This is a genomic window from Streptomyces sp. NPDC058295, from assembly GCF_042880655.1.
Lineage (GTDB): Bacteria > Actinomycetota > Actinomycetes > Streptomycetales > Streptomycetaceae > Streptomyces > Streptomyces coriariae.
Map to the genome: position 1 here is coordinate 84,646 of NZ_JBHVYO010000008.1, position 22,208 is coordinate 106,853.

The window sequence follows — 22,208 nt, forward strand, 5'->3', positions numbered from 1 at the left end:
CAGCTAGAAACAGCCAGACCGCCAGGGCGTCCGGCCCGGTCCACAGTGACCGGCCCGGGCGCCCTGGCGCGTTCCGCCGGCGACCGGCCGCGCGGTGGCACCCGTTGCCCCGACGGGCTCCCGAGGCTCGTGGGACTGTCGAAACCATTGACGAGGACATGCGCGCCCCCTATCTTCTGGCCGAAGTTACGAACCATGTTCGAAATGTCGGACAGGCAGTTTCACGGACAAGGGACGGTCCTGTATGCCTCGGAAGTACCGCCGCAGACCCCTGCTCGTCTGCGTCCTGGCCCTCCTCGTCGCCCTGGTGGCGGCAACCCAGCCGGTGGCTGCGGCCGACGGGCGCCCGTACACCAACCCGCTGAAGTCGGCCAAGGGCGCCGACCCCTGGCTGGAGTTCTACGACGGCAACTACTACCTGATCACCACGACGTTCACGGGCATCCTCGGCATGCGCAAGGCGCCCACCCTGGCGGGCCTCGCCACCGCGCCCACCGTGCAGGTGTGGTCCGACACCACCTCGACCCGCAACACCAACATCTGGGCACCGGAGATCCACCGGTTCAACGGCCACTGGTACCTCTACTACTCGGCCGGCCAGGGCGGCACCGCCTGCTGCGACTCCCAGCGCACCCACGTCCTGGAGAGCGCCGGCACCGACCCGCTGGGCCCCTACACCTACAAGGGCTCCCTCACCGGCTCCAACCTCACACCGGGCGGCTGGCTGATCGACGCGAGCGTGCTCCAGGCGAACGGAAACCTGTATCTCGTCGGAAGCGGTTTCGTGAACGGCAGCACGCAGAGCCTGGTCATCGCACCGATGAGCAACCCGTACACGCTGTCCAGTAACACGTTCACGGTGATTTCCAGCCCCACCCTGGACTGGGAACGGGTGGGCGCGCCCGTCAACGAGGGCCCGGAACCGCTGTACCACAACGGCCGCACCTTCCTCAGCTACTCCGCCAGCTACTGCCAGACCGCCGACTACAAGCTCGGCCGGCTGGAGTTGACGGGCAGCGATCCGCTGAACCCGGCGTCCTGGACCAAGAAGCAGACGCCCGTCTTCCAGCGCAACGACACGAGCGGTGTCTACGGCCCCGGCCACAACGGTTTCTTCACCTCACCCGACGGCACCGAGAACTGGATCGTCTACCACGCCAACTCCTCCGCGAGCGGCGGCTGCGGAAACGGCCGGACCACCCGCGCCCAGAAGTTCACCTGGAACGCCGACGGCACCCCGGACTTCGGCACCCCCGCCGCCCTGGGCACGACGCTCCCCGGCCCGTCCGGCGAGACGGCGGCGACCCCGACCGCGTACACCCTCGTCAACCGCAACAGTGGCAAGTGCCTCGATGTCGAAGGCGGTTCCACGGCCAACGGCACGAACGTCCTCCAGTGGACCTGCACCGGCGGGGCCAACCAGAAGTGGCGGATCGAGGACCAGGGTGACGACACCAGCCGGCTGGTGAACGTGGCCACCGGCGGGGTGCTGGACACCGCCGACTGCTCCAGCGCCGACGGCGCCGACCTGCGCCAGTGGTCATGGCTGAACAACAAATGCCAGCGTTTCCGTCCCGTCTTCACCGCGACCGGCGACTACGTCCGGCTCGTGAACGAGAACAGCGGCAAGGTCGCCGACGTCGCCGACTGCGGGACCACGAACGGCACCGACGTACGGCAGTGGACCTGGCTGAACAACACCTGCCAGCAGTGGCGCCTCGTGCCCACCACCTGAGCCCGGCACCTTCTCCCCTTTCCTCCCTCTCCTCCCCTCCCCACTCCCTCCGTCAGGAGACCTCCCTTGAGACGCAACGCCGTTCGGCTGATCCTGGCCGGCCTCGTCGCCCTCGCGGCCGTCCTCGCCGGTGTGGGCGCCCCCGCCCAGGCCGCCGTGCCCGACTCCCCCGCGGTGACGTACACCAACCCGATCGCGGAGCAGCGCGCCGATCCGCACATCTTCAAGCACACCGACGGCTACTACTACTTCACCGCCACGGTGCCCGCGTACGACCGCATCGTGCTGCGCCGGGCGACGACCATCCAGGGCCTGTCGACGGCCCAGGAGGTCACCATCTGGACCAAGCACAGCAGCGGGGTCATGGGCGCCCACATCTGGGCGCCGGAGATCCACTTCATCGACGGCAAGTGGTACGTGTACTTCGCGGCCGGGTCCACCACCGACATCTGGGCGATCCGGATGTACGTCCTCGAAGGCACCGGTGCCAACCCGCTCACCGCGACCTGGGCCGAGAAGGGCCAGATCAAGACCACGTGGGAGAGCTTCTCGCTGGACTCCACCACGTTCGTGGTGAACGGCGTCCGCTATCTCGCCTGGGCGCAGCGCAACCCGTCCGAGGACAACAACACCAGTCTGTTCATCGCGAAGATGACCAACCCCTGGACGATCTCGGGGACTCCGGCGGAGATCTCGCAGCCCACGCTCTCCTGGGAGACGGTCGGCTACAAGGTCAACGAGGGTCCCGCGCTGATCCAGCACGGCGGCAAGGTCTTCATGACCTACTCGGCGAGCGCGACCGACGCCAACTACTGCCTGGGCATGCTGACCGCCTCCGCGACGGCCGACCTGACCGACCCGGCGTCCTGGACCAAGGGGACGCAGCCCGTCTTCACCTCGAACGCCTCGACCTCGCAGTACGGTCCGGGCCACAACTCGTTCACGGTCTCCGAGGACGGCAGGTCCGACATCCTCGTCTACCACGACCGCAGCTACAAGGACATCACCGGTGACCCGCTGAACGACCCCAACCGCCGTACCCGCGTGCAGAAGGTGTACTGGAAGGCGGACGGCACCCCGGACTTCGGCATCCCGGTGGCCGACGGCGTCACCCCGCAGCGTTTCTCCTCGTACAACTACGCGGACCGGTTCATCCGGCACTGGGAGTACCGCGCCCGCATCGAGGCCGGGGTCAGCCCGCTCGCAGACTCGCAGTTCCGGGTGGTCACCGGTCTCGCGGGCACCGGCACGGTCTTCCTGGAGTCGGCCAACTTCCCGGGCTACTACCTGCGGCACAAGAACTTCGAGGTGTGGCTGGAGAAGAGCGACGGCACCTCGGCGTTCGCGTCCGACGCGAGCTTCTACCGGCGGGCCGGTCTCGCCGACTCCGCAGGGGTCTCGTACGAGTCGTACAACTACGCCGGACGCTATGTCCGTCACTACAACTACGTGCTGTACGTGCAGACACCGAGCACGGCCACGGACAAGGGAGACGCGACCTTCTACGCCCAATGAGGCCCTGCCCGGCCTGAGGAGCGCGGGACGAGCGCATGACGACCGGGACTATACATAGCGTGTATACGCTCTATGTATAGTCTCGACATGCCTTCTCTGACCAGGAAGATGAAGAAAACGGGGGCCAGGTTGCGGGCCGTCGCCATCTCGGCGGCGGCCGGCTGCCTGGCGGTCACGCTGACCGGCTGCGGCGGCGCCGACATCACGCACCCGAGCGCCGCCCGCGCCCGCCCCGCGGCCACCACCCAGGCCGCCCGCTTCGGCACCGTCGACTGCCGTGAGGCGAAGTGCATCGCCCTCACCTTCGACGCCGGCCCGAGCGAGAACTCGGCCCGGCTGCTCGACATCCTGAAGGAGAGACAGGTCCCGGCGACCTTCTTCCTGCTGGGCGGGCGGCACATCGAGAAGTACCCCGAGCTCGTCACCCGCATGGCCGCCGAGGGACACGAGGTGGCCAGCCACACCTGGGACCACAAGATCCTCACGCGGATCACCCCGGAGGAGATACGCGAGGAACTCCAGCGCCCCAACGACGAGATAGAGCGCCTCACCGGCCGGCGCCCCACCCTGATGCGCCCGCCGCAGGGCCGCACCGACGAGACCGTGCACGAGATCTGCCGCGAACTGGACCTCGCCGAGGTGCTGTGGACGGTGACCGCCAAGGACTACACCACGACCGACTCCGCACTGATCCAACGCCGGGTGCTCGCCCAGGCGGACCGGGACGGCATCATCCTGCTGCACGACATCTACGACGGGACCGTGCCGGCCGTACCGGGGATCATCGACGCGCTGAAAGAGCGCGGATACGTTTTCGTGACGGTTCCCCAACTGCTGGCGCCGGGGACGGCGGTGCCCGGGCGCGTCTACCGCTGACCCGGCCACCACACCGCGAAGGTGAGTCCGAACCTGTGAGCCGGAGGGTAATCCTCCGTCCGACGGCTCCGACTCCCTACGATCAACGCGTGGTCTTCTTCCAGCTCGAACGCACGGTGCCGCTTTCCCCGGACGACGCCTGGCGTCGCCTGACGGAGTGGTCCCGGCACGGCGACGTGGTGCCGCTGACCCACGTCGCCGTGCTCACCCCCGCGCCGACCCGTGAGGGCACGGTCTTCGTGGCGCGTTCGGGTCTCGGCCCGCTCGCCTTCGCCGACCGGATGGAGGTGACCGTGTGGCAGCCGCCGTCCGACGACGAGCCGGGCCGGTGCCGGCTGGAGAAACGCGGCCGGGTCGTTCTGGGCTGGGCCGAGATCGAGGTACGGCCGGGCCCCGGCGGGCGGGCCCGGGTGCTCTGGCGGGAGGAGTTGCGCGTGCGCTTTCTACCGTCCCTCTTCGACCCCCTCCTGCGGACCACGGCCCGCTCGGTGTTCGGGCGCGCGGTCAACCGGCTGCTCCGCGGCCGATGACCGTGCGAGGGCCACGGCATCCGTGCCAGGCTGAGGTCATGACGGCAGCCGACGATGTCGAGGAACTCGCGGTGGACGCCCTGCGCTGGCTGCGGGGCACCGCCCGTGACACCGCGGGCGGGGGGCTCGGCTGGCCGGTCAGGCCCTCGGACGACACGATCGATCCGCAGCTCTACCACGGCACGGCCGGGGTCGTACCCGTACTCCTGGAGGCCTGGCGGCACTTCGGCGACGACTCCTACGCCGACACCGCCCTGCGCGCCGCCCGCAGCCTCGCCGACGCCGTCGACGACCACCCGGACCACTCCCTGTACTTCGGGCTGACCGGCATCGCCCTCGCGCTGCGGACCGTCCACCGCGAACTCGGCGACGACACCGCCAGCGCCGCCGCCGACCGGGCCCTGGAACGGGTGCGGTCGCACTTCGACGGAGTGCGCTGGGGCGTGCTGTTCGAGCTGATGGGCGGCAACGCGGGCATCGGTCTCGGCGCACTGGCGGCCGGCGACGCCGACCTCGCCGTACGGGCGCTGGAGCCGTACCTGGACACCGCCGAGCCCACCGGAGGGGGTGGCGTCACCTGGGAGTTCAAGCTCGGCGCGGCGGCACGGCTGCACCATGTCTCGCACGGCACGCTCGGGATCGCGTACGCCCTGGCCGCCGTCGGAACCGCCACCGGACGTACGGACCTGGTGGAGCTCGGGCGGGCCGGCGTCGCGGACGTCGTCGCCCGGGACGAGGACGGGCCGGACGGTTTCCTCGTGCCGCACTCCGACCCGCACCACCGGCCCGACGTGGTGGAGCGGTACAGCTACGGCTGGTGTCACGGACCGGCCGGCGACGCCCAGGTCTTCCGGCTGCTGCGGGACGTGCTCGGTGAGCCCGCGTGGGCAGAACTCGCCGACCGGTGCTGGCACACCGTGACCCGGTCGGGACTGCCGCGCCGGCTGCGGCCCGGGTTCTGGGACAACAACGGCCGCTGCTGCGGGACGGCGGGGGTGCTGGCGCTGGCCTCGGACCGGATCGCCGAGCAGGGCGACTCCCCCGGCTTCGCCCGGACTCTCGTGGCGGACCTCGTCTTCCGCGCGACCCGGGACGCGGACGGCGCGCGCTGGTCCAACCTCGCGCACCGGCCCACCCCGGACCGCCTCGAACCGCAGACCGGCTGGGCGATGGGCAACGCGGGCATCGCGCGCGAACTGCTGCGCCACGTCCGGCTGAGCCGGGGCGGCGACCCGCGCTACGCGTTCACCTGGCCGGACCAGCCACCCGTGCGTGGCGCGGCGGCTCAGGCCACCGAGCCGATCCGGCCCGTCGGCACCGAACGCGCGTCGTGATGGATGGGCGTGTGCGCGCCGGTGAGTGGGACCCCGCTGCCGCCGCGCCGGTCGGCCACGATCTCGGCGGCGATCGACAGCGCCGTCTCCTCGGGCGTACGGGCACCCAGGTCGAGGCCGATCGGGGACCGTAGACGGGCCAACTCCAGCTCGGTCACGCCTACTTCCCGCAACCGGGCGTTGCGGTCGAGATGGGTGCGGCGGGAGCCCATCGCGCCGACGTAGGCGACCGGGAGCCGCAACGCCAGCCTGAGCAGGGGGACGTCGAACTTGGCGTCGTGGGTGAGCACGCACAGCACGGTCCGCGCGTCCACCTCCGTGCGCTCCAGGTAGCGGTGCGGCCACTCGACGACGATCTCGTCGGCCTCCGGGAAACGGGCCTCGGTCGCGAAGACGGGACGCGCGTCGCACACCGTCACGCGGTAGTTCAGGAACTTGCCGACCCGCACCAGCGCCGACGCGAAGTCGATGGCGCCGAACACGATCATCCGGGGCGGCGGGACCGACGACTCGACCAGGACCGTGAGCGGCGCCCCGCAGCGGGAGCCCTGCTCGCCGATCTCCAGGGTGCCGGTGCGACCGGCGTCGAGGAAGGCGCCGGCCTCGCCCGCGACCGTACGGTCCAGCTCGGGGTGGGCACCGAAGCCACCTTCGTGGAAACCGCTGTCGTAAGCGGCGCTGCGCCGGAAACCGCTGTCGTAAGAGCCGTCTCCGCGGAAACCGCTGTCGTAAGCCGCACCGCCCCGGAAACCGCTGTCGTAAGAGCCGCCGCCGGGAAAACCGCTGTCGTGAGCGGCACTGCCCCGGAAACCGCTGTCGTGCGACGCGCTGGCGCTCGCACGGGAACCGTTTTCGTCGCTCTCCCGGCCCCGGACCACCAGGGCCCGGCCGACAAGTTCGGCCGGGCCCCTCACGATCCGCGCCAGCGCCGTGGCCCCGCCGGAGGCGGCGGCCGCCAAGCCGGCCGCGATCACCGGACGGACCCGGTCGCCGACCCGCACCGGGGTGACGAGGATGTCGATGACCCCGCCGCAGGTCAGTCCCACGGCGAAGGCGTCGTCGTCGCTGTATCCGAAGCGTTCGAGGACGGACTCCCCGTCCTCCAGCGCCTGCCGGCACAGCTCGTACACCGCGCCCTCCACGCAGCCACCGGAGACCGAGCCGATCGCCGTGCCGTCGGCGTCCACCGCCAGGGCGGCACCCGGCCGGCGGGGCGCGCTGCCGCCGACGGCCACCACGGTGGCCACGGCGAAGTCACGGCCCTGCTCGACCCACCGGTTCAGCTCCTCGGCGATGTCCAGCATCTCTCGGTCTCCTTGACTGCGGTTGCGTGCAGGGCGGTGGTGCGAAGTGCGGTCGTGCGAAGTGCGGTGGTGCGAGGACGGGTGCCCTCGGACCGGGGTGCTAGTGCACGCCCAGCCAGCTCTCGATCGGGTTGAGGGCGAAGTAGACGAGGAAGATCGCCGTCAGGACCCACATGAAGGCGCCGATCTCCCGCGCCCTGCCCTGCGCGGCCTTGATGGCGGCGTAGGAGATGACGCCCGCGGCGACGCCGGTGGTGATGGTGTACGTGAACGGCATCAGGACGACGGTCAGGAACACCGGGATCGCGGTGGCCCGGTCGGCCCAGTCGACGTGGCGGGCGTTCATCAGCATCATCGCGCCGATGACGACCAGGGCGGCGGAGGCGACCTCCTGCGGGACGATCGCGGTGAGCGGGGTGAAGAACAGACAGGCCGCGAAGAAGGCGCCGGTGACGACCGAGGCGAGACCCGTACGGGCTCCCTCGCCCACGCCGGTCGCCGACTCGATGAACACGGTCTGACCGGATCCGCCGGCCACCCCGCCGATCGCTCCGCCGGCGCCGTCGATGAACAGCGCCTTGGACAGGCCCGGCATCCGGCCCTTGTCGTCGGCGAGCCCGGCCTCGGTGCCGACGCCGATGATGGTGGCCATCGCGTCGAAGAAGCCGGCGAGGACGAGCGTGAAGACGATCATGCCGACGGTCATCGCGCCGACCTCGCCCCAGCCGCCGAACTCCACGTCCCCGAAGAGCGAGAAGTCGGGCATCGAGACCGCGCTGCCGTGCAGTTCGGGAGCGCCGGCCGCCCACTGCTTCGGGTCGACGACCCCGGTGGCGTTGAGGACCGCGGCGACGGCCGTGCCGACGACGATGCCGATGAGGATGGCGCCGGGGATGTTACGGGCCTGGAGCATGAAGATCAGCAGCAGCGTGCCGGCGAACAACAGGACGGGCCAGCCCACGAGTTCGCCCGCCGGGCCGAGGGCGAGCGGGGTCGCCTCGCCCTGGTGCACGAAGCCGGACTTGTAGAAACCGATGAGCGCGATGAACAGGCCGATCCCCATGGTGATGCCGTGCTTGAGCGCGAGCGGGATCGCGTTCATGATCATCTCGCGCAGGCCGGTGACGACCAGCAGCATGATGACGACGCCGTACAGCACGCACATGCCCATCGCCTGCGGCCAGGTCATCTCCGGGGCGACCTGGGAGGACAGGACGCCCGAGACCGAGAGCCCGGCGGCGAGCGCCAGCGGCACCTTGCCGAAGAAGCCCATCAGCAGCGTGGTGAACGCCGCTGCGAAAGCGGTTGCGGTGATCAGCGCCTGCTGACCGAGGGTGTCCCCGGCCGCGTCCTTGCCGGACAGGATCAGAGGGTTGAGCAGCAGGATGTACGCCATCGCCATGAAGGTGGTGACGCCGCCGCGCACTTCGCGGGCGACCGTGGATCCCCGCCTGGATATGTGGAAGTACCGATCGAGCCAGGACCGTCCGGCCGGGACGCGGGTGCCTTCGCCCGCGTCTTCGGCTGTGGTCCTCGGCTCCAGTGACTGCTGGGTCATGGGCCATCTCCCAAGGTTCAAAGGGACACCCGCGTGGTGCCTTCGGCTGGTCGCGGGATTTGGGAATGGACGACCCGGGGGACGGCCCGAGACGAACAAGGGGAGGGTGGTCCGGGGGTGCGGCACCCCCGGACGACACCTGCTCAGACCCCGTGGGGTCACGTTCCGGTGAGGTGCTCCGGACGTACCGGCGTGCGGTTGAGCTCCAGCCCGGTCGCGTTCCGGATGGCCGCGAGGACCGCCGGGGTGGACGACAGGGTGGGTGCCTCGCCGACGCCACGGAGCCCGTAGGGGGCGTGGTCGTCGGCGAGTTCGAGCACGTCGACCGGGATGGTCGGTGTGTCGAGAATCGTGGGGATCAGATAGTCCGTGAACGACGGGTTCCTGACCTTCGCCGTCTTGGGGTCGACGATGATCTCCTCCATCACGGCGACGCCCAGACCCTGGGTCGTGCCGCCCTGGATCTGACCGATCACGGACAGCGGGTTGAGCGCCTTGCCGACGTCCTGGACGCAGGCCAGCTCGATGACCTTCACCAGGCCGAGCTCGGTGTCGACCTCGACGACGGCACGGTGCGCGGCGAAGGAGTACTGGACGTGTCCGTTGCCCTGCCCGGTGCGCAGGTCGAACGGCTCGGTGGGGCGGTGCCGCCACTCCGCCTCGACCTCGACGCTCTCGCCCTCGAGCACGTCGACCAGGTCGGCGAGGACCTCCCCGCCGTCGGTGACGACCTTGCCGCCCTCCAGGAGCAGTTCGGCGGTGGCCCAGGCGGGGTGGTAGGAGCCGAACCTGCGACGGCCGATCTCCAGGACCTTCTCCCGGACGAGTTCGCAGGAGTTCTTGACGGCGCCGCCGGTGACGTACGTCTGCCGGGAGGCCGAGGTAGAGCCGGCGCTGCCCACCTGCGTGTCCGCCGGCTGGATGGTCACCTGTGAGACACCCAGCTCGGTGCGGGCGATCTGCGCGTGGACGGTGACCCCGCCCTGGCCGACCTCCGCCATGGCCGTGTGGACGGTCGCGACGGGTTCGCCGGCGATGACCTCCATGCGGACTTTGGCGGTCGAGTAGTCGTCGAAACCCTCGGAGAAACCGACGTTCTTGATGCCGACCGCGTAACCGATTCCGCGTACGACGCCCTCGCCGTGCGTGGTGTTGGACAGGCCGCCGGGCAGCGCCCGCACGTCCGCGCCCTCGCTGCTCTCCCACTGGCGCTCCGGGGGCAGCGGCATCGCCTTGACCCGGCGCAGGATCTCGGCGACCGGCGCCGGGGAGTCGACGGGCTGCCCGGTCGGCAGGAGGGTTCCCTGCTCCATCGCGTTGAGCCGGCGGAACTCCACCGGATCCATGCCGAGTTCGGCCGCGACCTTGTCCATCTGCGCCTCGTAGGCGAAGCACGCCTGCACCGCGCCGAAGCCGCGCATCGCGCCGCAGGGCGGGTTGTTGGTGTAGAGGGCGATGGCCTCGATCTCGACGTCGTCGACGGCATACGGACCGACACCGAGCGAGGAGGCGTTTCCGACGACGGCCGGGCTGGCCGAGGCGTACGCGCCGCCGTCGAGGACGATCCGGCACTTGACGTGGGTGAGCTTGCCGTCGCGGGTCGCGCCGTGCTCGTAGGAGAGCTTCGCCGGGTGGCGGTGGACGTGGCCGAAGAAGGACTCGAAACGGTTGTAAACGATTTTGACGGGTTTTCCGGTGCGCAGGGCCAGCAGACAGGCGTGGATCTGCATCGACAGGTCCTCGCGGCCGCCGAACGCGCCGCCGACGCCGGCCAGGGTCATCCGCACCTTGCTCTCGGGCAGGCCGAGGACGGGCGCGATCTGGCGCAGGTCGGAGTGCAGCCACTGGGTGGCGATGTAGAGGTGGACCCCACCGTCCTCCTCGGGCACCGCGAGGCCGGACTCGGGGCCGAGGAAGGCCTGGTCCTGCATGCCGAAGGTGTACTCGCCCCTGACGACGACATCGGCGCGCGCGGCGGCCGCGGCGGCGTCGCCCCGGATGATCGGCTGGCGGTGGACGATGTTCGGGTGCGAGACGTGACCGATGTGGTGGTCGTCGCGGCCCTCGTGGATCAGGACGGCGTCCGGCGCGGTCGCGGACGCCTCGTCGGTGACGACGGGCAGTTCGCGGTACTCGACCTTGATCTTCGCGGCGGCGCGGCGGGCGGTCTCGGGGTGGTCCGCGGCGACGATCGCGACCGGCTCGCCGTGGTGGCGGACCTTGCCGTGGGCCAGGACCGGGGTGTCCTGGATCTCCAGGCCGTAGTTCTTCACGTCCGTCGGCAGGTCGTCGTACGTCATCACGGCATAGACACCGGGCAGGGCGATGGCCTCGGACGTGTCGATGGAGACGATCTCGGCGTGGGCGACGGTGGAGCGCAGGATCTGGCCCCAGAGCATGTCCTCGTGCCACAGGTCGGACGAGTACGCGAACTCGCCGGTGACCTTGAGGGTGCCGTCGGGGCGGAGCGTGGACTCGCCGATGCCGCCCTTGGTCCGGGAGGCCTGGGTGACCTTGGTGGGAGTGCCGAGGGGAGCGCCGATGGGGGCACCGCCCGCTCGAGCGGAGCTGAAGGTGGGGGAAGACATCGTCAGACCGCCTCTCCCTGACGGGCGGCCGCCAGGCGGACCGCGTCCATGATCTTCTCGTACCCGGTGCACCGGCAGAGGTTGCCGGAGAGCGCCTCGCGGATGTCCGCGTCGCTCGGGTTCGGGTTGCGTTCCAGCATCTCGTCGGCGGCGACCAGCAGCCCCGGAGTGCAGAAACCGCACTGGACGGCGCCGGCGTCGATGAACGCCTGCTGAATGGGGGCGAGTTCGGTTCCCTCACCGGTGTGGGAGTCGGCGCCCTGGGCGGGCCGGCCGTCGGCCCCGTCGAGGGAGGGGGAGGCGCCCGCCGCGCCCGGTGTTCCCGCCGTGCCCGCCGCGCCCGACGTGCCGCAGGAACCGGTTCCACAACCGCCGTGCTCGGCACGCTGCTTGGCGTAGTCCGCGAGGCCCTCGACGGTCACGATGTCGCGGCCCTCGGCCTGCCCGGCGGCGACCAGGCAGGAACAGACCGGGACGCCGTCCAGCCGTACCGTGCACGAGCCGCACTCGCCCTGTTCGCAGGCGTTCTTCGAACCCGGCAGCCCGAGCCGCTCACGCAGCACGTAGAGCAGGCTCTCGCCCTCCCACACGTCGTCGGCTTCCTGCGGACGTCCGTTGACAGTGAAGTTGACGCGCATCACGCGGCTCCCTTTGCGGTGCGGCGGGGGCCGCGGTACGACTCCCACGTCCAGGTCAGCGTGCGGCGGGCCATGACGCCCACCGCGTGCCGTCGGTAACTCGCCGTCCCCCGGACGTCGTCGATGGGGTTGCAGGCGGCGGCGCACAGGTCCGCGAACTGCTTGGCGACCGACGGGGCGATGATCTTTCCGTTGTCCCAGAAACCGCCTTCTTCGAGTGCCGCGTTGAGGAAGTCCTCCGCGGTCTTCGCCCGGACGGGGGTGGGCGCGGCCGAACCGATGCCGGTACGGACGGTCCGGGACTGCGGGTGCAGCGCGAGACCGAACGCGCAGACAGCGATGACCATGGCGTTGCGGGTGCCCACCTTGGAGTACTGCTGCGGGCCGTCGGCCTTCTTGATGTGGACGGCGCGGATCAGCTCGTCGGGGGCGAGCGCGTTGCGCTTCACGCCGGTGTAGAAGGCGTCGATCGGGATCCGGCGGGTACCGCGCACGGACTCCGCCTCGACCTCGGCGCCGGCCGCCAGCAGGGCGGGGTGGGCGTCACCGGCCGGGGAGGCGGTGCCGAGGTTGCCGCCGACGCCGCCGCGGTTGCGGATCTGCGGGGAGGCCACGGTGTGCGAGGCGAGGGCGAGGCCCGGCAGTTCCGCGCGCAGGTTCTCCATGATCCGGGTGTAGGGGACGGAGGCGCCGAGCCGCACGCTCTCCTCGCCGACCTCCCATTCGTAGAGGTCCCCCACGCGGTTGAGGTCGAGCAGGTACTCGGGCCTCCGGTGGTCGAAGTTGATCTCGACCATCACGTCGGTGCCACCCGCAATCGGCACAGCGGTGGGGTGCTCGGCCTTGGCGGCGAGCGCGTCCTCCCAGCTGGCGGGGCGAAGGAAGTCCATGACCGGCTCTCTTCTTCGTCTCTTGAGTCTCGTGAGTCGTATCGAGCCAGAATCGGGTGCGGCGGGCCCGGCTCGTATCTGTGGTGTTCACGCGGAGTGAGGCCAGTACACAGCGCCTTGCTCCGACCGGGTCAGTCACGGAAACCATGAAGGAGTTGGCTGGTCGGCCCAGGCATCTTGTAGATTCGTATGAACGGAGGTCTTCAGTAACCTCCTCGTTCTCCTGTGGAAACGTAGGAAACGACCTGGCCACCGAAGAATGCGGTTCGTGACTGTCCGCCGCACGGGCCGGGCTCCCCGGGGCGGGGCCGACGGCGGGCCCTCTCCACCACGTCCTTCAGGATTCATCGTAGTTTTCGAGACAAAGAACGGCGGCGACGAGATGCGGCTGCGCGCACTGCTGGACACCGATGCGCTGGGCCTCAGGCTCCTCGGCGGCGAGGACGAGCTGGACCGCACGGTACGGGGTGTCATGACCACCGATCTGCGCGACCCCAGCCGCTACCTCTCCGGGGGTGAGCTGGTGCTGACGGGCCTGGCGTGGCGCCGGGACGCGGCGGACTCCGAGCCGTTCGTGCGGATCCTGGTGCAGGCCGGGGTGGCCGCGCTCGCGGCGGGCGAGGCGGAGCTGGGTGCCGTTCCGGAGGACCTGGCCGTGGCCTGCGCCCGGCACCGTCTCCCGCTGTTCGCGGTGCACGAGTCGGTGGCCTTCGCGACGATCACCGAGCACGTCGTACGGCAGGTGTCCGGCGAGCGCGCCGGGGACCTCGCGGCCGTCGTGGACCGGCACCGCCGGATGATGACCTCGGGCCCGGCGGGCGGCGGCCCGGACGTGGTCCTGGACCTGCTCGGCTCCGACCTGGACCTGCGGGCCTGGGTCCTGTCCCCCACCGGACGGCTCATCGCCGGCCCCAAGGTGGCGGGCCCGGGCCTGCCGCCGGACGCGTGCGCGAAGCTGGCGGCGGAGCACCTGGCGGCCGTCCGCACCGGGCGGCGCGGGCCGCACCGGGTGATCATGGGCCAGACGACCTACTCGCTGTTCCCGATCGGCGGCGGCCGCGCCCCGCAGGCCGCACGGACCGCGCCGGCCGCCCCGGCGTCGCCCGACGTGCGCGAGAGCGTCCTGTCGGACTGGCTGCTGGCCGTCGAGGCGGACGCCGGGGACTGGGCGGACGAGCGCCTCGACCTGCTCCAGGGCGTCACCCAGCTGATCGCCGTCGAGCGGGAGCGCCGGGACGCCGCGCGCACGGTGCGCAGGCGGCTCGCACAGGAGGTGCTGGAGCTGGTCCAGACGGGCGCCGCCCCGGCGGAGATCGCGGCCCGCCTGCGGGTGGCCGCGCCGGTGCTGCTGCCGGGGCTGGGGGCCGCCCCGCACTGGCAGGTGGTCGTCGCCCGTGTCGAGTGGGACGACGGCGGGCCGGCGGCCGGCCCCGTCGCCCAGTCGCTCCTGGAGGAGATCCTGGTCGACCCGCTCGCCACCGGACCCGAGCCCTCCGACCGTATCGCCGTGGCCCACACCGGCGACGAGGCCATCGCCCTGGTCCCGCTGCTGGCGGTGTCGAGTGAGCACGACGGCTCCGAGACCGGCCTCCTCGCCGACGCGCTGCTGGCGACCGTTCGGGAGCCGCTGTCGTCCGGCCTCGACGGCGACGGGCGGCTCACGCTGGGCGTCAGCGCGGCCGTGCACTCGGCGGAGGGGCTGCGCGGGGCCCTGGAGGAGGCACGGCACGCCCGGCGGGTGGCCGCCGCCCGCCCCGGCCGGGTCTGCGCCGCGGGCCACCAGGAACTGGCCTCGCACGTGCTGCTGCTCCCGTTCGTCCCGGACGATGTGCGGAAAGCGTTTACCGCCCGTCTCCTGGACCCGCTGCGCGACTACGACCAACGGCACCGCGCGGAGCTGATCCCGACCCTGGAGGCGTTCCTGGACTGCGACGGATCGTGGACCCGGTGCGCGTCCCGTCTCCACCTGCACGTCAACACGCTGCGCTACCGGGTCGGACGGATCGAGCAGTTGACGAGCCGTGACCTCTCACGGCTGGAGGACAAGCTGGATTTCTTCCTTGCGCTGCGGATGAGCTGATACCGAAGCGACACCGGTCACCACCCCTGGGTCACGACCTGTCGAAGCCTTTGGGGCGCGGAGTCCCACGACTTTGTGAAATCCTTCACCCGCCCCCTTGGCCCGGTCCCGCGATTCGTGCTGAGATGCGGCCACCACTCAAAGCTCGACGGCGCGCTCGGGGAGGGCAACGTGGCGTACACCGCCATGTCTGGTACCGGAACGACCTCAGGTGACGATCCCCTCCAGACCGCGGTATGGCGGTTGCGCTCACGCGCCTGCTGGGCCGACGCGGCGGCTCTGCTCCCGCCCGACAGCGCGGCGGGCTCGGTCCAGCGGGCCGCGCTGCTCGTGGAACGGTGTCTGTACACCGAGCAGGGCTGGCAGGACGCCGAGGACGCGCTGCGCACCGCGGAGGCGCTGGCCCACGACGACGAGGAGCGCGGCGCTGCCGCTTGTGAACGAGGGCAGCTTGCCTATGCGGCCACGCTGCACGGCGTGCGCGACCGGGTGGACGAGGCGCGGGCCGCGCTCGGCCGGGCGGCGGCGCTGATCCCGCCGGACGCGCCGGGACGGGCACTGCTGGACTTCCGCCGGGGTCTGCTCGCCGAGAACATCTCGCGTTCCCCGCAGGCCGCGAGGGCCGCGTACCGGCGCGCCCACACGGCCGCCGCGGCCCACTCCGACCTGCTGCTGCTGTCCTTCACCTGGCGCCACCTCGCCGGACTCGCCCTGCGCGACGGCGAGGTGGCGGAGGCGCGGCACGGATTCGCCGAATCCCTGCGCATCCGGGAGGAGTTGGGCTACCTGGTGGGCACCGCCCCGGCACTCGCCTCACTGGCGGACGCGGAGGTCGACCCGGAGGCCTCGCGACTGCGGGAGGAGGCGCGACGGCTCTTCCGGCTCCTGGGCGGCGTACCGACCTGGCTGGCACGGCAGTTGGCCCCACCGCCGACACCCAGCCCGTCCGGAGTCTGAGGACGAGGCGCCGGTGCGGCGTCGGGCTCACGGCGACGACCAGCGGGCCGCCGGTGTCGGAGGCGTCGTCCTTGCCCGAGCCGCCCCAGGGGCGGGTGAGGGAGGCAGCGCGCTCAAGTCCCAAGGGGACTGGGCCTCTTGACGGCTTGAGCGGGCGAGGCCTCTTCACGGCCTGTGGGGGCGTGACGCTCACAGGCGCCGAGCAGGCGAGGCCTCTTCACGGCTCAAGAGGAGGGCGACCCCCGCACGGCTCGAACGGGCGAGGCCTCTTCACGCCCCAGAGCGACAAGACCTCTTCACGGCTCGAGTGGCGGGGCCCTCGCATGGTCCGAGGCGACGTGACCTCTCGCGGCCCGCCGCGACGTGACCCTCACGGCCCGAGGCGACATGACCCTCACACGGCCCGCGGCGACATGACCTCTCGCGGCGCGAGGTGACGTGACCCTCGCACAACCCGAGGCGACATGACCTCTCGCGGCCCGAGCAGACCAGGCCCCTTCAAAGGCCCGAGACGACGAGGCCTCTGCGCAGCTGGCCGGCGAGGCCTTGCGAGCACTGCGAGCCGGCAACCGCGCGGGCGGGGCGGCGCGCGTGCGGGTCGGCCTGCGTGCGGGCGGCATGCGTGCGGGGCGGCGCGCGGCGGCATGCGGCGCGGGACGGCATACGTGTTGCGCGGCATACGTGCGGCGCGAGGCGGCATGCGGGCAGGTTGGTCGTCTCGGGACTGTTCGGGCACGGCGGGCGGCAGGGTCGTGGCTGCCCGGCGGCGGTCGGTTCAGCCGCGTGTGCCGGTGAAGTGCCCGCGCACCAGCGCCTGCGCCAGGTCCGGCTCGCCGGCCGTCAGCGCTTCCAGCAGGGCCATGTGTTCCGCCGCGTCGGCCATCAGATCCGCTCGCCCGCGCCGCACCGAACCGCCGGCCAGCGGCCACTGCGAGCGCCGGTGCAGATCCTCGGCGACGCCGACCAGTTGCTCGTTGCCGGACAGGGCGAGCACCGCCCGGTGGAAGACCCGGTCGGCCTCCGCGTACGTGGCCGGGCAGCCGGAGGCCGCCGCGCGCACGCTCGCCTCGCCGGCCGGCCGCAACTCCGCCCAGCGCTCGGCGGGCACTGTACGGGCGAGCCGCAGCATCACGGGAACCTCGATCAGCGCGCGCACCTCGGCCAGTTCGGCCAGCTCGCGCTTGCCCCGCACGATCACCCGGAAGCCCCGGTTGGGGACGACCTCGACGGCGCCCTCCAGCGCGAGCTGCTGCATCGCCTCGCGGACCGGCGTCGCGGAGACCCCGAAGCGATCACCGAGGACCGGCGCCGAGTACACCTCGCCCGGCAGCAGTTCCCCGGCCACGAGCGCGGTGCGCAGGGCGTCGAGGATCTGGCCGCGCACCGAGGCACGCTGCACCACCGGCCGGGGGCGCGGGACAGGGGTCTCGCTGTGCGTGTGCTCACCGCGCGCGGCGCCCGCCGGTCCGCATCTCTCCAGGTCCGCGTCCTCGCCGTACCCGGCGGACCCCCGTGACTGCGCCGGCACCCGGGCGCGGCCCTCGGCGCCCGGCACGGCCGGGGTTCCGGTACCGGTGGAGCCCTGCGCGCCCTGCTCCACGGGGCCTCCTCCGGCCTTGTCGGTACTTGGGGTCATTACGGCGGGTTGTTACTCGTCCGTCAAGCACCTTAGGCGTACTGGCCGTCAGTTCAAATCCCGACGATACTGAGTAAGGTAAGGCTTACCTTTAATTCCTCTCGAAACGGCGGTCCCGGCATGCCCACAGCCCCGTCGGCCACAGCGGAGGCCTACACCCGCCTCGCGGAGGTCTTCCCCGGCCTGACCGTCACGGAGCTGGAACACCGGGAACCGTTTCCACAAGGCGGCGGCTGGGTCGCGGCGGCCGACCTCGCGGAGGGCGGAGCGGCACTGGATGCCTTTCTCGCCTGGGACGACGCCCAGGTCGTCCGCGACTACGGACAGTCCGCCCGTCCGGACGTCGTGGCGAGCTTCGGGCTGCACCGCTACTCCTGGCCCGCCTGTCTGCTGATCACGCTCCCCTGGTTCCTGCACCGCCGGGTGCCCCGCCTCCCCGTGACGCACGTCTGGTACGACCGCACCGGCGACGGCATGCGGATGGCCGTCCGGCCGCCCACCTCCTTCGCCTGCCTGCCGGGCGACCCGGCGGCGCTGCTGCCCGGCGCCCGGGTGGTGCCGGACGAGGAGGCGCTGCGGGCGGAGGTGCGGGCCGCGATAGCCGAGCACCACGAGCCGGTGCTGGCCGGGTTCGGCCCGCCCGCGCGACGCCGCGGCCGGGCCCTGTGGGGCATGGTGACCGACGAGATCGTCGAGAGCCTCTGGTACGTCGCCGAGCTGCTCGGCGAGGGCGAGAAGGACCGGGCGCGACGGGAACTGGAGCTGCTCCTGCCGGGCGCCACCCGGCCCTACGTCGGCGCGGCATCCTTCCGCGAGCTGACCGGACCGGACGGCGAGACGCTGCCCACCCGGGACCGGGTGAGCTGCTGCATGTTCTACACACTGCGCCCCGAGGACACCTGCGCCACCTGCCCGCGCACCTGCGACGCGGACCGCGTCACCAAGCTCACTGCGGTCGCCGTCAGTTGAGGCAGCCTCAGGTGCCCCCGCGGACCGGGCGCCGCCGGCCGTCCCGTAAGATCACCCGGACGAGACTCCTCCCAGGGTTACAGGCGATTCACAACTTCCTCACTTCCCCCGGGAACTTTCCGAGGAACCACCCGTACGGGTAGTCTTATTCGAACTCAACTCCCGCCCCTCAAGCGGCAGTTCGAGCAGAACGTCGCCCTGGGCATCCCCTTGCACTTCCTTGGCGGCCTCTTGCCCCGAAACCCCCTGAGGGACGGCGGGATTGCGCCACTATGGCGGGCGTTACGCCCTATCCCAATGCAAGGGACCCCTGATGAGATTGACCGACATATCGCTGAACTGGCTGCTTCCCGGCGCCGTACTGCTCCTGGGCATGCTGGCGGCGGTGGCGGTGCTCGCGCGCGGCAAGCGCTCCTCCGGGGCAAACGCGAGCGCGGACGATTCGTGGGAGCGTACCGAGGAGCGCCGCAGGCGCAAGGAGGCCATATACGGCACTGCCTCCTACGTCCTTCTGTTCTGCTGCGCGGCCGTTGCCGCCGCCCTCTCCTTCCACGGCCTGGTCGGCTTCGGCCAGCAGAACCTGGGTCTGACCAACGGCTGGGAGTACCTGGTCCCGTTCGGCCTCGACGGCGCGGCCATGTTCTGCTCCGTGCTCGCGGTCCGCGAGGCCAGTCACGGCGATGCCGCACTCGGCTCCCGGATACTCGTGTGGACGTTCGCGGGCGCGGCCGCCTGGTTCAACTGGGTGCACGCGCCCAGGGGCCTCGGTCACGACGGCGCGCCGCAGTTCTTCTCCGGCATGTCCCTCTCGGCGGCCGTGCTCTTCGACCGGGCCCTGAAGCAGACCCGCCGGGCCGCGCTGCGCGAGCAGGGTCTCGTGCCCCGTCCGCTCCCGCAGATCCGCGTCGTGCGCTGGGCGCGTGCTCCCCGCGAGACCTACAAGGCCTGGTCGCTGATGCTGCTCGAGAACGTGCGCAGCCTGGACGAGGCCGTCGACGAGGTCCGTGAGGACAAGGCCCGCAAGGAAGAGACGAAGCTGCGCCGCCGCGAGCAGCACCGCGTCGAGCGGGCGCAGTTGAAGGCGATCAGCCGGGGCCACGGCCCCCGCTTCCCCGGTCGCGGCGGCGGCGGTGGCCGTCCGGTGGAGGCCCCGGCCGCCCTGGAGCCGGCCACGGCCGAGCGGGTCTCAGCGGAGCCTGCCATAGCGAACTCGGCGGAGCAGCTGCCCGTACGCTCACGGCACTCCCTGCAGCCCGTACGCCACTCTTCTGACTCCTCACTCACCGTCGACCTCACCGCGGAGGACGACACCATGGCCCTGCCGCGCCTCGACTCCCTGGAGCGCAAGCTCAAGGACCTGGAGCAGCAGTTCGGCTGACGGATCATCAGTTGTCATGGGAAGGGGGCGCGACCGCCGAGGTCGCGCCCCCTTCCCGTTGCCTGTTGCCCGCCGCTCGGCAACCGTCGGTCGGCGTTCGGTTGCCCGGCTGTCTTCGCTCACGCGGCTCCGGCGCCCAGTTCGAACCAGACGACCTTGCCGCCGCCCTGCGCCCGTACCCCCCACGTGTCCGCGAGGGACTCCACCAGGACCAGACCCCGGCCGTGCGTGGCCTCGTCGGCACTGGGCACCCTCGGCCGGGGGCGGTGGGCCACGGAGTCCCGCACCTCCACCCGCAGGCCGGACGGTGAGACGGTGGCGGTCAGAACCGCGTCGTCGTCGGTGTGCACGAGCGCGTTGGTGACGAGTTCACTGGTGAGCAGTTCCGCCGTCTCCGACCGCCCCGGCCTCCCCCAGCCCCGCAGCAGTTCCCTCAGCGCCCGGCGCGTCTCGGGCACCGCCCGCAGGTCCGCCCGTCCGAGTCTGCGACTGAGCTGCGACGCCCGGTCCTGCTCCGCCCCGTCCTCGGTCCTGCTCTCCCCCGCCTGTCTCGTCGCCGAGGTGCTCGCGATCGCCGTCGGACCGCTTCCCCGTGCCTGCCTCTCCATGACCCCCGCCCGCGTGTCGATGTGGGTTCCCCTCCTGCTCGAACACGTTCACGGGGATCCTTGCCCGGTCGACACCGCGCCAGTCATGTCGAATCATCGACGCCCGGGTGTTCGGCCATGTTCGGGCGGGCGTCCAGGAGCCTGCCGGGAACGGGGAAACCGTACGACAACACAGTTCGGGCTGTCCGGGACGGGCCGCACACGACGCGTGCGCCCCCCTCCCGCGCGCGTCCGGAGCGAGCGCTGTGACGGTTCGTGCGTCCCGCGCGGCACGTGGCCCCTGTGCCGCTGGTGACGTCGGCGTGGCCCGAGCCGGACGAGCCGGTGCCGGTGGGCAGGGCCGCGCGCGCCGCCCCCGATCCCGCCGCGGCCGGCGCCCGGCGGCGAAAGCCCAGGTCGACGGGCCGGTTCCGTTTGGCGGGGCAGGCGCTGGCGCAAGAGGCGGGCCGCCGGGCGGAGGCGGTGATCGGCCTCGGATCGCGGGCGCAGGGGCTGCCGTACGACGGCGCCGATATGCCTTCGGGGGGCGTGCACCCGCGCAACGGCACCTGGCCGTCACCTCCCTCGCGAGCGGGAGTGAGCCGGCGTATCCGCGGTGCGATACGGCCGCCGCCCCGGCCGTCCCCACCGCCTCCGAAGCTACCCGCCCAGGCGGCGCGCCGACCGCCGGGGATCGGCCCGTCTGCCGATCCGCCCCTGCCGACCTGGCCGTATGCGAAGAAGGGGTGGGGCAGCAGGTACCGCCCCCACCGCGTCGTCCGGCGACCTGCACCGCGCCACCGCGCCGAGCGCGCCCTCGCGCGGCCGGTGAGGTTGGCCTGAATCCGCCGGTGCGCGAACGGTCGCGGCCGGGAACAGGGTGGGACGGACCGATGATCGAACTGCCGGTATCCCAGCACTCCACCACGACCTGTGCCGCGGTACCGGCGTCCGGTCGACCGGACGGACGACCGGACGACGGCGCCACCGGACACCGAACGACCGAACGACCGCACCCCGGACGGACGCCGATACCGCTCACGTCGGGACGGTGCTGACCTAGCCGGCCTCGACTCCCTTCGTGCCGATGTGGAAGATCTTGTGGGTGCCGCGGGTCATGTCGACGATGAGCTGCGTGGTGCCGCTGCCCCAGGTGAGCGTGACGACGGCCTCCGTGTAGTTGGCCGTGCCGTTGTCGGTGACCTTCCACGCGAGCGGGACGTTCTGCGCCTGGAGGACGCCGTTGGCGTGGTTCTTGTCCTCCCAGGCCGCCAGCTCCTTCTGGAAGGCGGGGGTGAGGTAGTGCTTGCGGAGTTCGTCCGCGAGCTTGTCGCCGCCCTCGTCGGTCACCGCGTCGATGTAGGCGCCGTAGAAGTCGGCGATGCGCGTGATGTTGTCGGACGGCTTGCCGCTCACGCTGCGCGGGCTGCCGGCCGAGGCCTGCGCCGTCACGCCGAGCCCGAGGGCCAGCGCGAGGCCGGCGGCCACGGCCGTACGGCGGCGGGCGGTACGGAAACGGGTCGTGGTGCTGTTGCCGGTCGCGCTGTTGTTGCCGATCGTGCCGTCGTTGCTGGTCGTGCCGTTGTAGCTGGTCATACCGTTGTCGCTGGTCATGTGCGTGTTCCCCGTGTGT

At 71.5% G+C, this 22,208-nt stretch carries 17 protein-coding genes; 9 read left to right on the plus strand and 8 right to left on the minus strand.

Features of this window, described 5'->3' with window-relative positions; translation table 11 throughout:
• The first annotated feature begins 244 nt into the window (after positions 1-244).
• The 5 genes from ACFVYS_RS10915 (at position 245) to ACFVYS_RS10935 (ending at position 5,990) form a co-directional block, all read left to right on the plus strand.
• The gene (locus ACFVYS_RS10915) at positions 245-1,735 is read left to right on the plus strand and encodes a family 43 glycosylhydrolase (RefSeq protein WP_389500866.1); all 1,491 of its coding nucleotides are present in this window, start codon (positions 245-247) and stop codon (positions 1,733-1,735) included.
• Positions 1,736-1,801: 66 nt separating this feature from the next.
• Positions 1,802-3,250, plus strand: coding sequence for a family 43 glycosylhydrolase (locus tag ACFVYS_RS10920; protein ID WP_389500868.1), 1,449 nt, complete (start codon positions 1,802-1,804; stop codon positions 3,248-3,250).
• Between the two features lie 108 nt (positions 3,251-3,358).
• Positions 3,359-4,126, plus strand: a complete 768-nt coding sequence (locus ACFVYS_RS10925) for a polysaccharide deacetylase family protein (RefSeq protein ID WP_389501084.1) — start codon at positions 3,359-3,361, stop codon at positions 4,124-4,126.
• Positions 4,127-4,215: 89 nt separating this feature from the next.
• The gene (locus ACFVYS_RS10930; protein WP_389500870.1) at positions 4,216-4,656 is read left to right on the plus strand and encodes an SRPBCC family protein; all 441 of its coding nucleotides are present in this window, start codon (positions 4,216-4,218) and stop codon (positions 4,654-4,656) included.
• 38 nt (positions 4,657-4,694) lie between these two features.
• Positions 4,695-5,990 carry a lanthionine synthetase LanC family protein gene (locus ACFVYS_RS10935; protein WP_389500872.1) on the plus strand — a complete coding sequence of 432 codons (1,296 nt, stop codon included), beginning with the start codon at positions 4,695-4,697 and terminating at the stop codon, positions 5,988-5,990.
• Here ACFVYS_RS10935 and ACFVYS_RS10940 read toward each other — a convergent pair.
• The 5 genes from ACFVYS_RS10940 to ACFVYS_RS10960 form a co-directional block, all read right to left on the minus strand.
• Entirely contained in the window at positions 5,942-7,294 is a 1,353-nt protein-coding gene (locus ACFVYS_RS10940) for an XdhC family protein (protein ID WP_389500874.1), read from the minus strand. The two genes, ACFVYS_RS10935 and ACFVYS_RS10940, sit on opposite strands and share 49 nt — an antisense overlap.
• A 100-nt stretch (positions 7,295-7,394) precedes the next feature.
• Positions 7,395-8,852 (minus strand): NCS2 family permease, encoded by a 1,458-nt coding sequence (locus ACFVYS_RS10945; protein ID WP_389500876.1) that lies wholly within the window; start codon positions 8,850-8,852, stop codon positions 7,395-7,397.
• A 158-nt stretch (positions 8,853-9,010) separates the two neighbouring features.
• Positions 9,011-11,440: a xanthine dehydrogenase family protein molybdopterin-binding subunit gene (locus ACFVYS_RS10950; RefSeq protein WP_389500878.1), complete on the minus strand. Its 2,430-nt coding sequence runs from the start codon at positions 11,438-11,440 to the stop codon at positions 9,011-9,013.
• Between the two features lie 2 nt (positions 11,441-11,442).
• Positions 11,443-12,078 carry a (2Fe-2S)-binding protein gene (locus tag ACFVYS_RS10955; RefSeq protein ID WP_389500879.1) on the minus strand — a complete coding sequence of 212 codons (636 nt, stop codon included), beginning with the start codon at positions 12,076-12,078 and terminating at the stop codon, positions 11,443-11,445.
• Complete coding sequence (locus ACFVYS_RS10960; RefSeq protein ID WP_020125405.1) at positions 12,078-12,968, minus strand: xanthine dehydrogenase family protein subunit M; 891 nt, start codon at positions 12,966-12,968, stop codon at positions 12,078-12,080. Before ACFVYS_RS10960 ends, ACFVYS_RS10955 begins: the two co-directional genes overlap by 1 nt.
• Before the next feature lie 382 nt (positions 12,969-13,350).
• On the opposite strand from ACFVYS_RS10960, the gene ACFVYS_RS10965 reads away from it, so the two are divergent.
• Together ACFVYS_RS10965 and ACFVYS_RS10970 are read left to right on the plus strand one after the other, a co-directional pair.
• Complete coding sequence (locus ACFVYS_RS10965) at positions 13,351-15,048, plus strand: PucR family transcriptional regulator (protein WP_389500881.1); 1,698 nt, start codon at positions 13,351-13,353, stop codon at positions 15,046-15,048.
• A gap of 171 nt (positions 15,049-15,219) precedes the next feature.
• Positions 15,220-16,005, plus strand: a complete 786-nt coding sequence (locus ACFVYS_RS10970) for a hypothetical protein (RefSeq protein ID WP_057605949.1) — start codon at positions 15,220-15,222, stop codon at positions 16,003-16,005.
• A gap of 775 nt (positions 16,006-16,780) precedes the next feature.
• Here the strand turns inward: ACFVYS_RS10970 and ACFVYS_RS10975 are convergent.
• Positions 16,781-17,605 carry a GntR family transcriptional regulator gene (locus ACFVYS_RS10975; RefSeq protein WP_389501086.1) on the minus strand — a complete coding sequence of 275 codons (825 nt, stop codon included), beginning with the start codon at positions 17,603-17,605 and terminating at the stop codon, positions 16,781-16,783.
• A gap of 156 nt (positions 17,606-17,761) precedes the next feature.
• Between ACFVYS_RS10975 and ACFVYS_RS10980 the strand changes: the two genes are divergently transcribed.
• Together ACFVYS_RS10980 and ACFVYS_RS10985 are read left to right on the plus strand one after the other, a co-directional pair.
• A complete protein-coding gene (locus ACFVYS_RS10980) occupies positions 17,762-18,610 on the plus strand; it encodes a (2Fe-2S)-binding protein (RefSeq protein WP_389500882.1) in 849 nt (282 codons plus the stop codon).
• Positions 18,611-18,923: 313 nt separating this feature from the next.
• On the plus strand, positions 18,924-19,988 hold the full coding sequence (locus ACFVYS_RS10985; protein ID WP_389500884.1) for a DUF2637 domain-containing protein: 1,065 nt from the start codon (positions 18,924-18,926) through the stop codon (positions 19,986-19,988).
• 119 nt (positions 19,989-20,107) lie between these two features.
• Here ACFVYS_RS10985 and ACFVYS_RS10990 read toward each other — a convergent pair whose 3' ends face one another.
• Together ACFVYS_RS10990 and ACFVYS_RS10995 are read right to left on the minus strand one after the other, a co-directional pair.
• A complete protein-coding gene (locus tag ACFVYS_RS10990) occupies positions 20,108-20,596 on the minus strand; it encodes an ATP-binding protein (protein WP_389500886.1) in 489 nt (162 codons plus the stop codon).
• Between the two features lie 1,038 nt (positions 20,597-21,634).
• On the minus strand, positions 21,635-22,189 hold the full coding sequence (locus ACFVYS_RS10995) for a hypothetical protein (RefSeq protein ID WP_389500887.1): 555 nt from the start codon (positions 22,187-22,189) through the stop codon (positions 21,635-21,637).
• Positions 22,190-22,208 lie beyond the last annotated feature (19 nt).

What these genes read in the sequence shown, in the direction of transcription:
- ACFVYS_RS10985 (WP_389500884.1), top strand. Translation starts at nt 18,924, where the DNA reads ATGAGATTGACCGACATATCGCTGAACTGGCTGCTTCCCGGCGCCGTA.
- ACFVYS_RS10965 (WP_389500881.1), top strand. Translation starts at nt 13,351, where the DNA reads ATGCGGCTGCGCGCACTGCTGGACACCGATGCGCTGGGCCTCAGGCTC.
- ACFVYS_RS10935 (WP_389500872.1), top strand. Translation starts at nt 4,695, where the DNA reads ATGACGGCAGCCGACGATGTCGAGGAACTCGCGGTGGACGCCCTGCGC.
- ACFVYS_RS10995 (WP_389500887.1), bottom strand. Translation starts at nt 22,189, where the DNA reads ATGACCAGCGACAACGGTATGACCAGCTACAACGGCACGACCAGCAAC.
- ACFVYS_RS10990 (WP_389500886.1), bottom strand. Translation starts at nt 20,596, where the DNA reads ATGGAGAGGCAGGCACGGGGAAGCGGTCCGACGGCGATCGCGAGCACC.
- ACFVYS_RS10960 (WP_020125405.1), bottom strand. Translation starts at nt 12,968, where the DNA reads ATGGACTTCCTTCGCCCCGCCAGCTGGGAGGACGCGCTCGCCGCCAAG.
- ACFVYS_RS10945 (WP_389500876.1), bottom strand. Translation starts at nt 8,852, where the DNA reads ATGACCCAGCAGTCACTGGAGCCGAGGACCACAGCCGAAGACGCGGGC.
- ACFVYS_RS10955 (WP_389500879.1), bottom strand. Translation starts at nt 12,078, where the DNA reads ATGCGCGTCAACTTCACTGTCAACGGACGTCCGCAGGAAGCCGACGAC.
- ACFVYS_RS10980 (WP_389500882.1), top strand. Translation starts at nt 17,762, where the DNA reads ATGCCCACAGCCCCGTCGGCCACAGCGGAGGCCTACACCCGCCTCGCG.
- ACFVYS_RS10925 (WP_389501084.1), top strand. Translation starts at nt 3,359, where the DNA reads ATGAAGAAAACGGGGGCCAGGTTGCGGGCCGTCGCCATCTCGGCGGCG.
- ACFVYS_RS10950 (WP_389500878.1), bottom strand. Translation starts at nt 11,440, where the DNA reads ATGTCTTCCCCCACCTTCAGCTCCGCTCGAGCGGGCGGTGCCCCCATC.
- ACFVYS_RS10940 (WP_389500874.1), bottom strand. Translation starts at nt 7,294, where the DNA reads ATGCTGGACATCGCCGAGGAGCTGAACCGGTGGGTCGAGCAGGGCCGT.
- ACFVYS_RS10915 (WP_389500866.1), top strand. Translation starts at nt 245, where the DNA reads ATGCCTCGGAAGTACCGCCGCAGACCCCTGCTCGTCTGCGTCCTGGCC.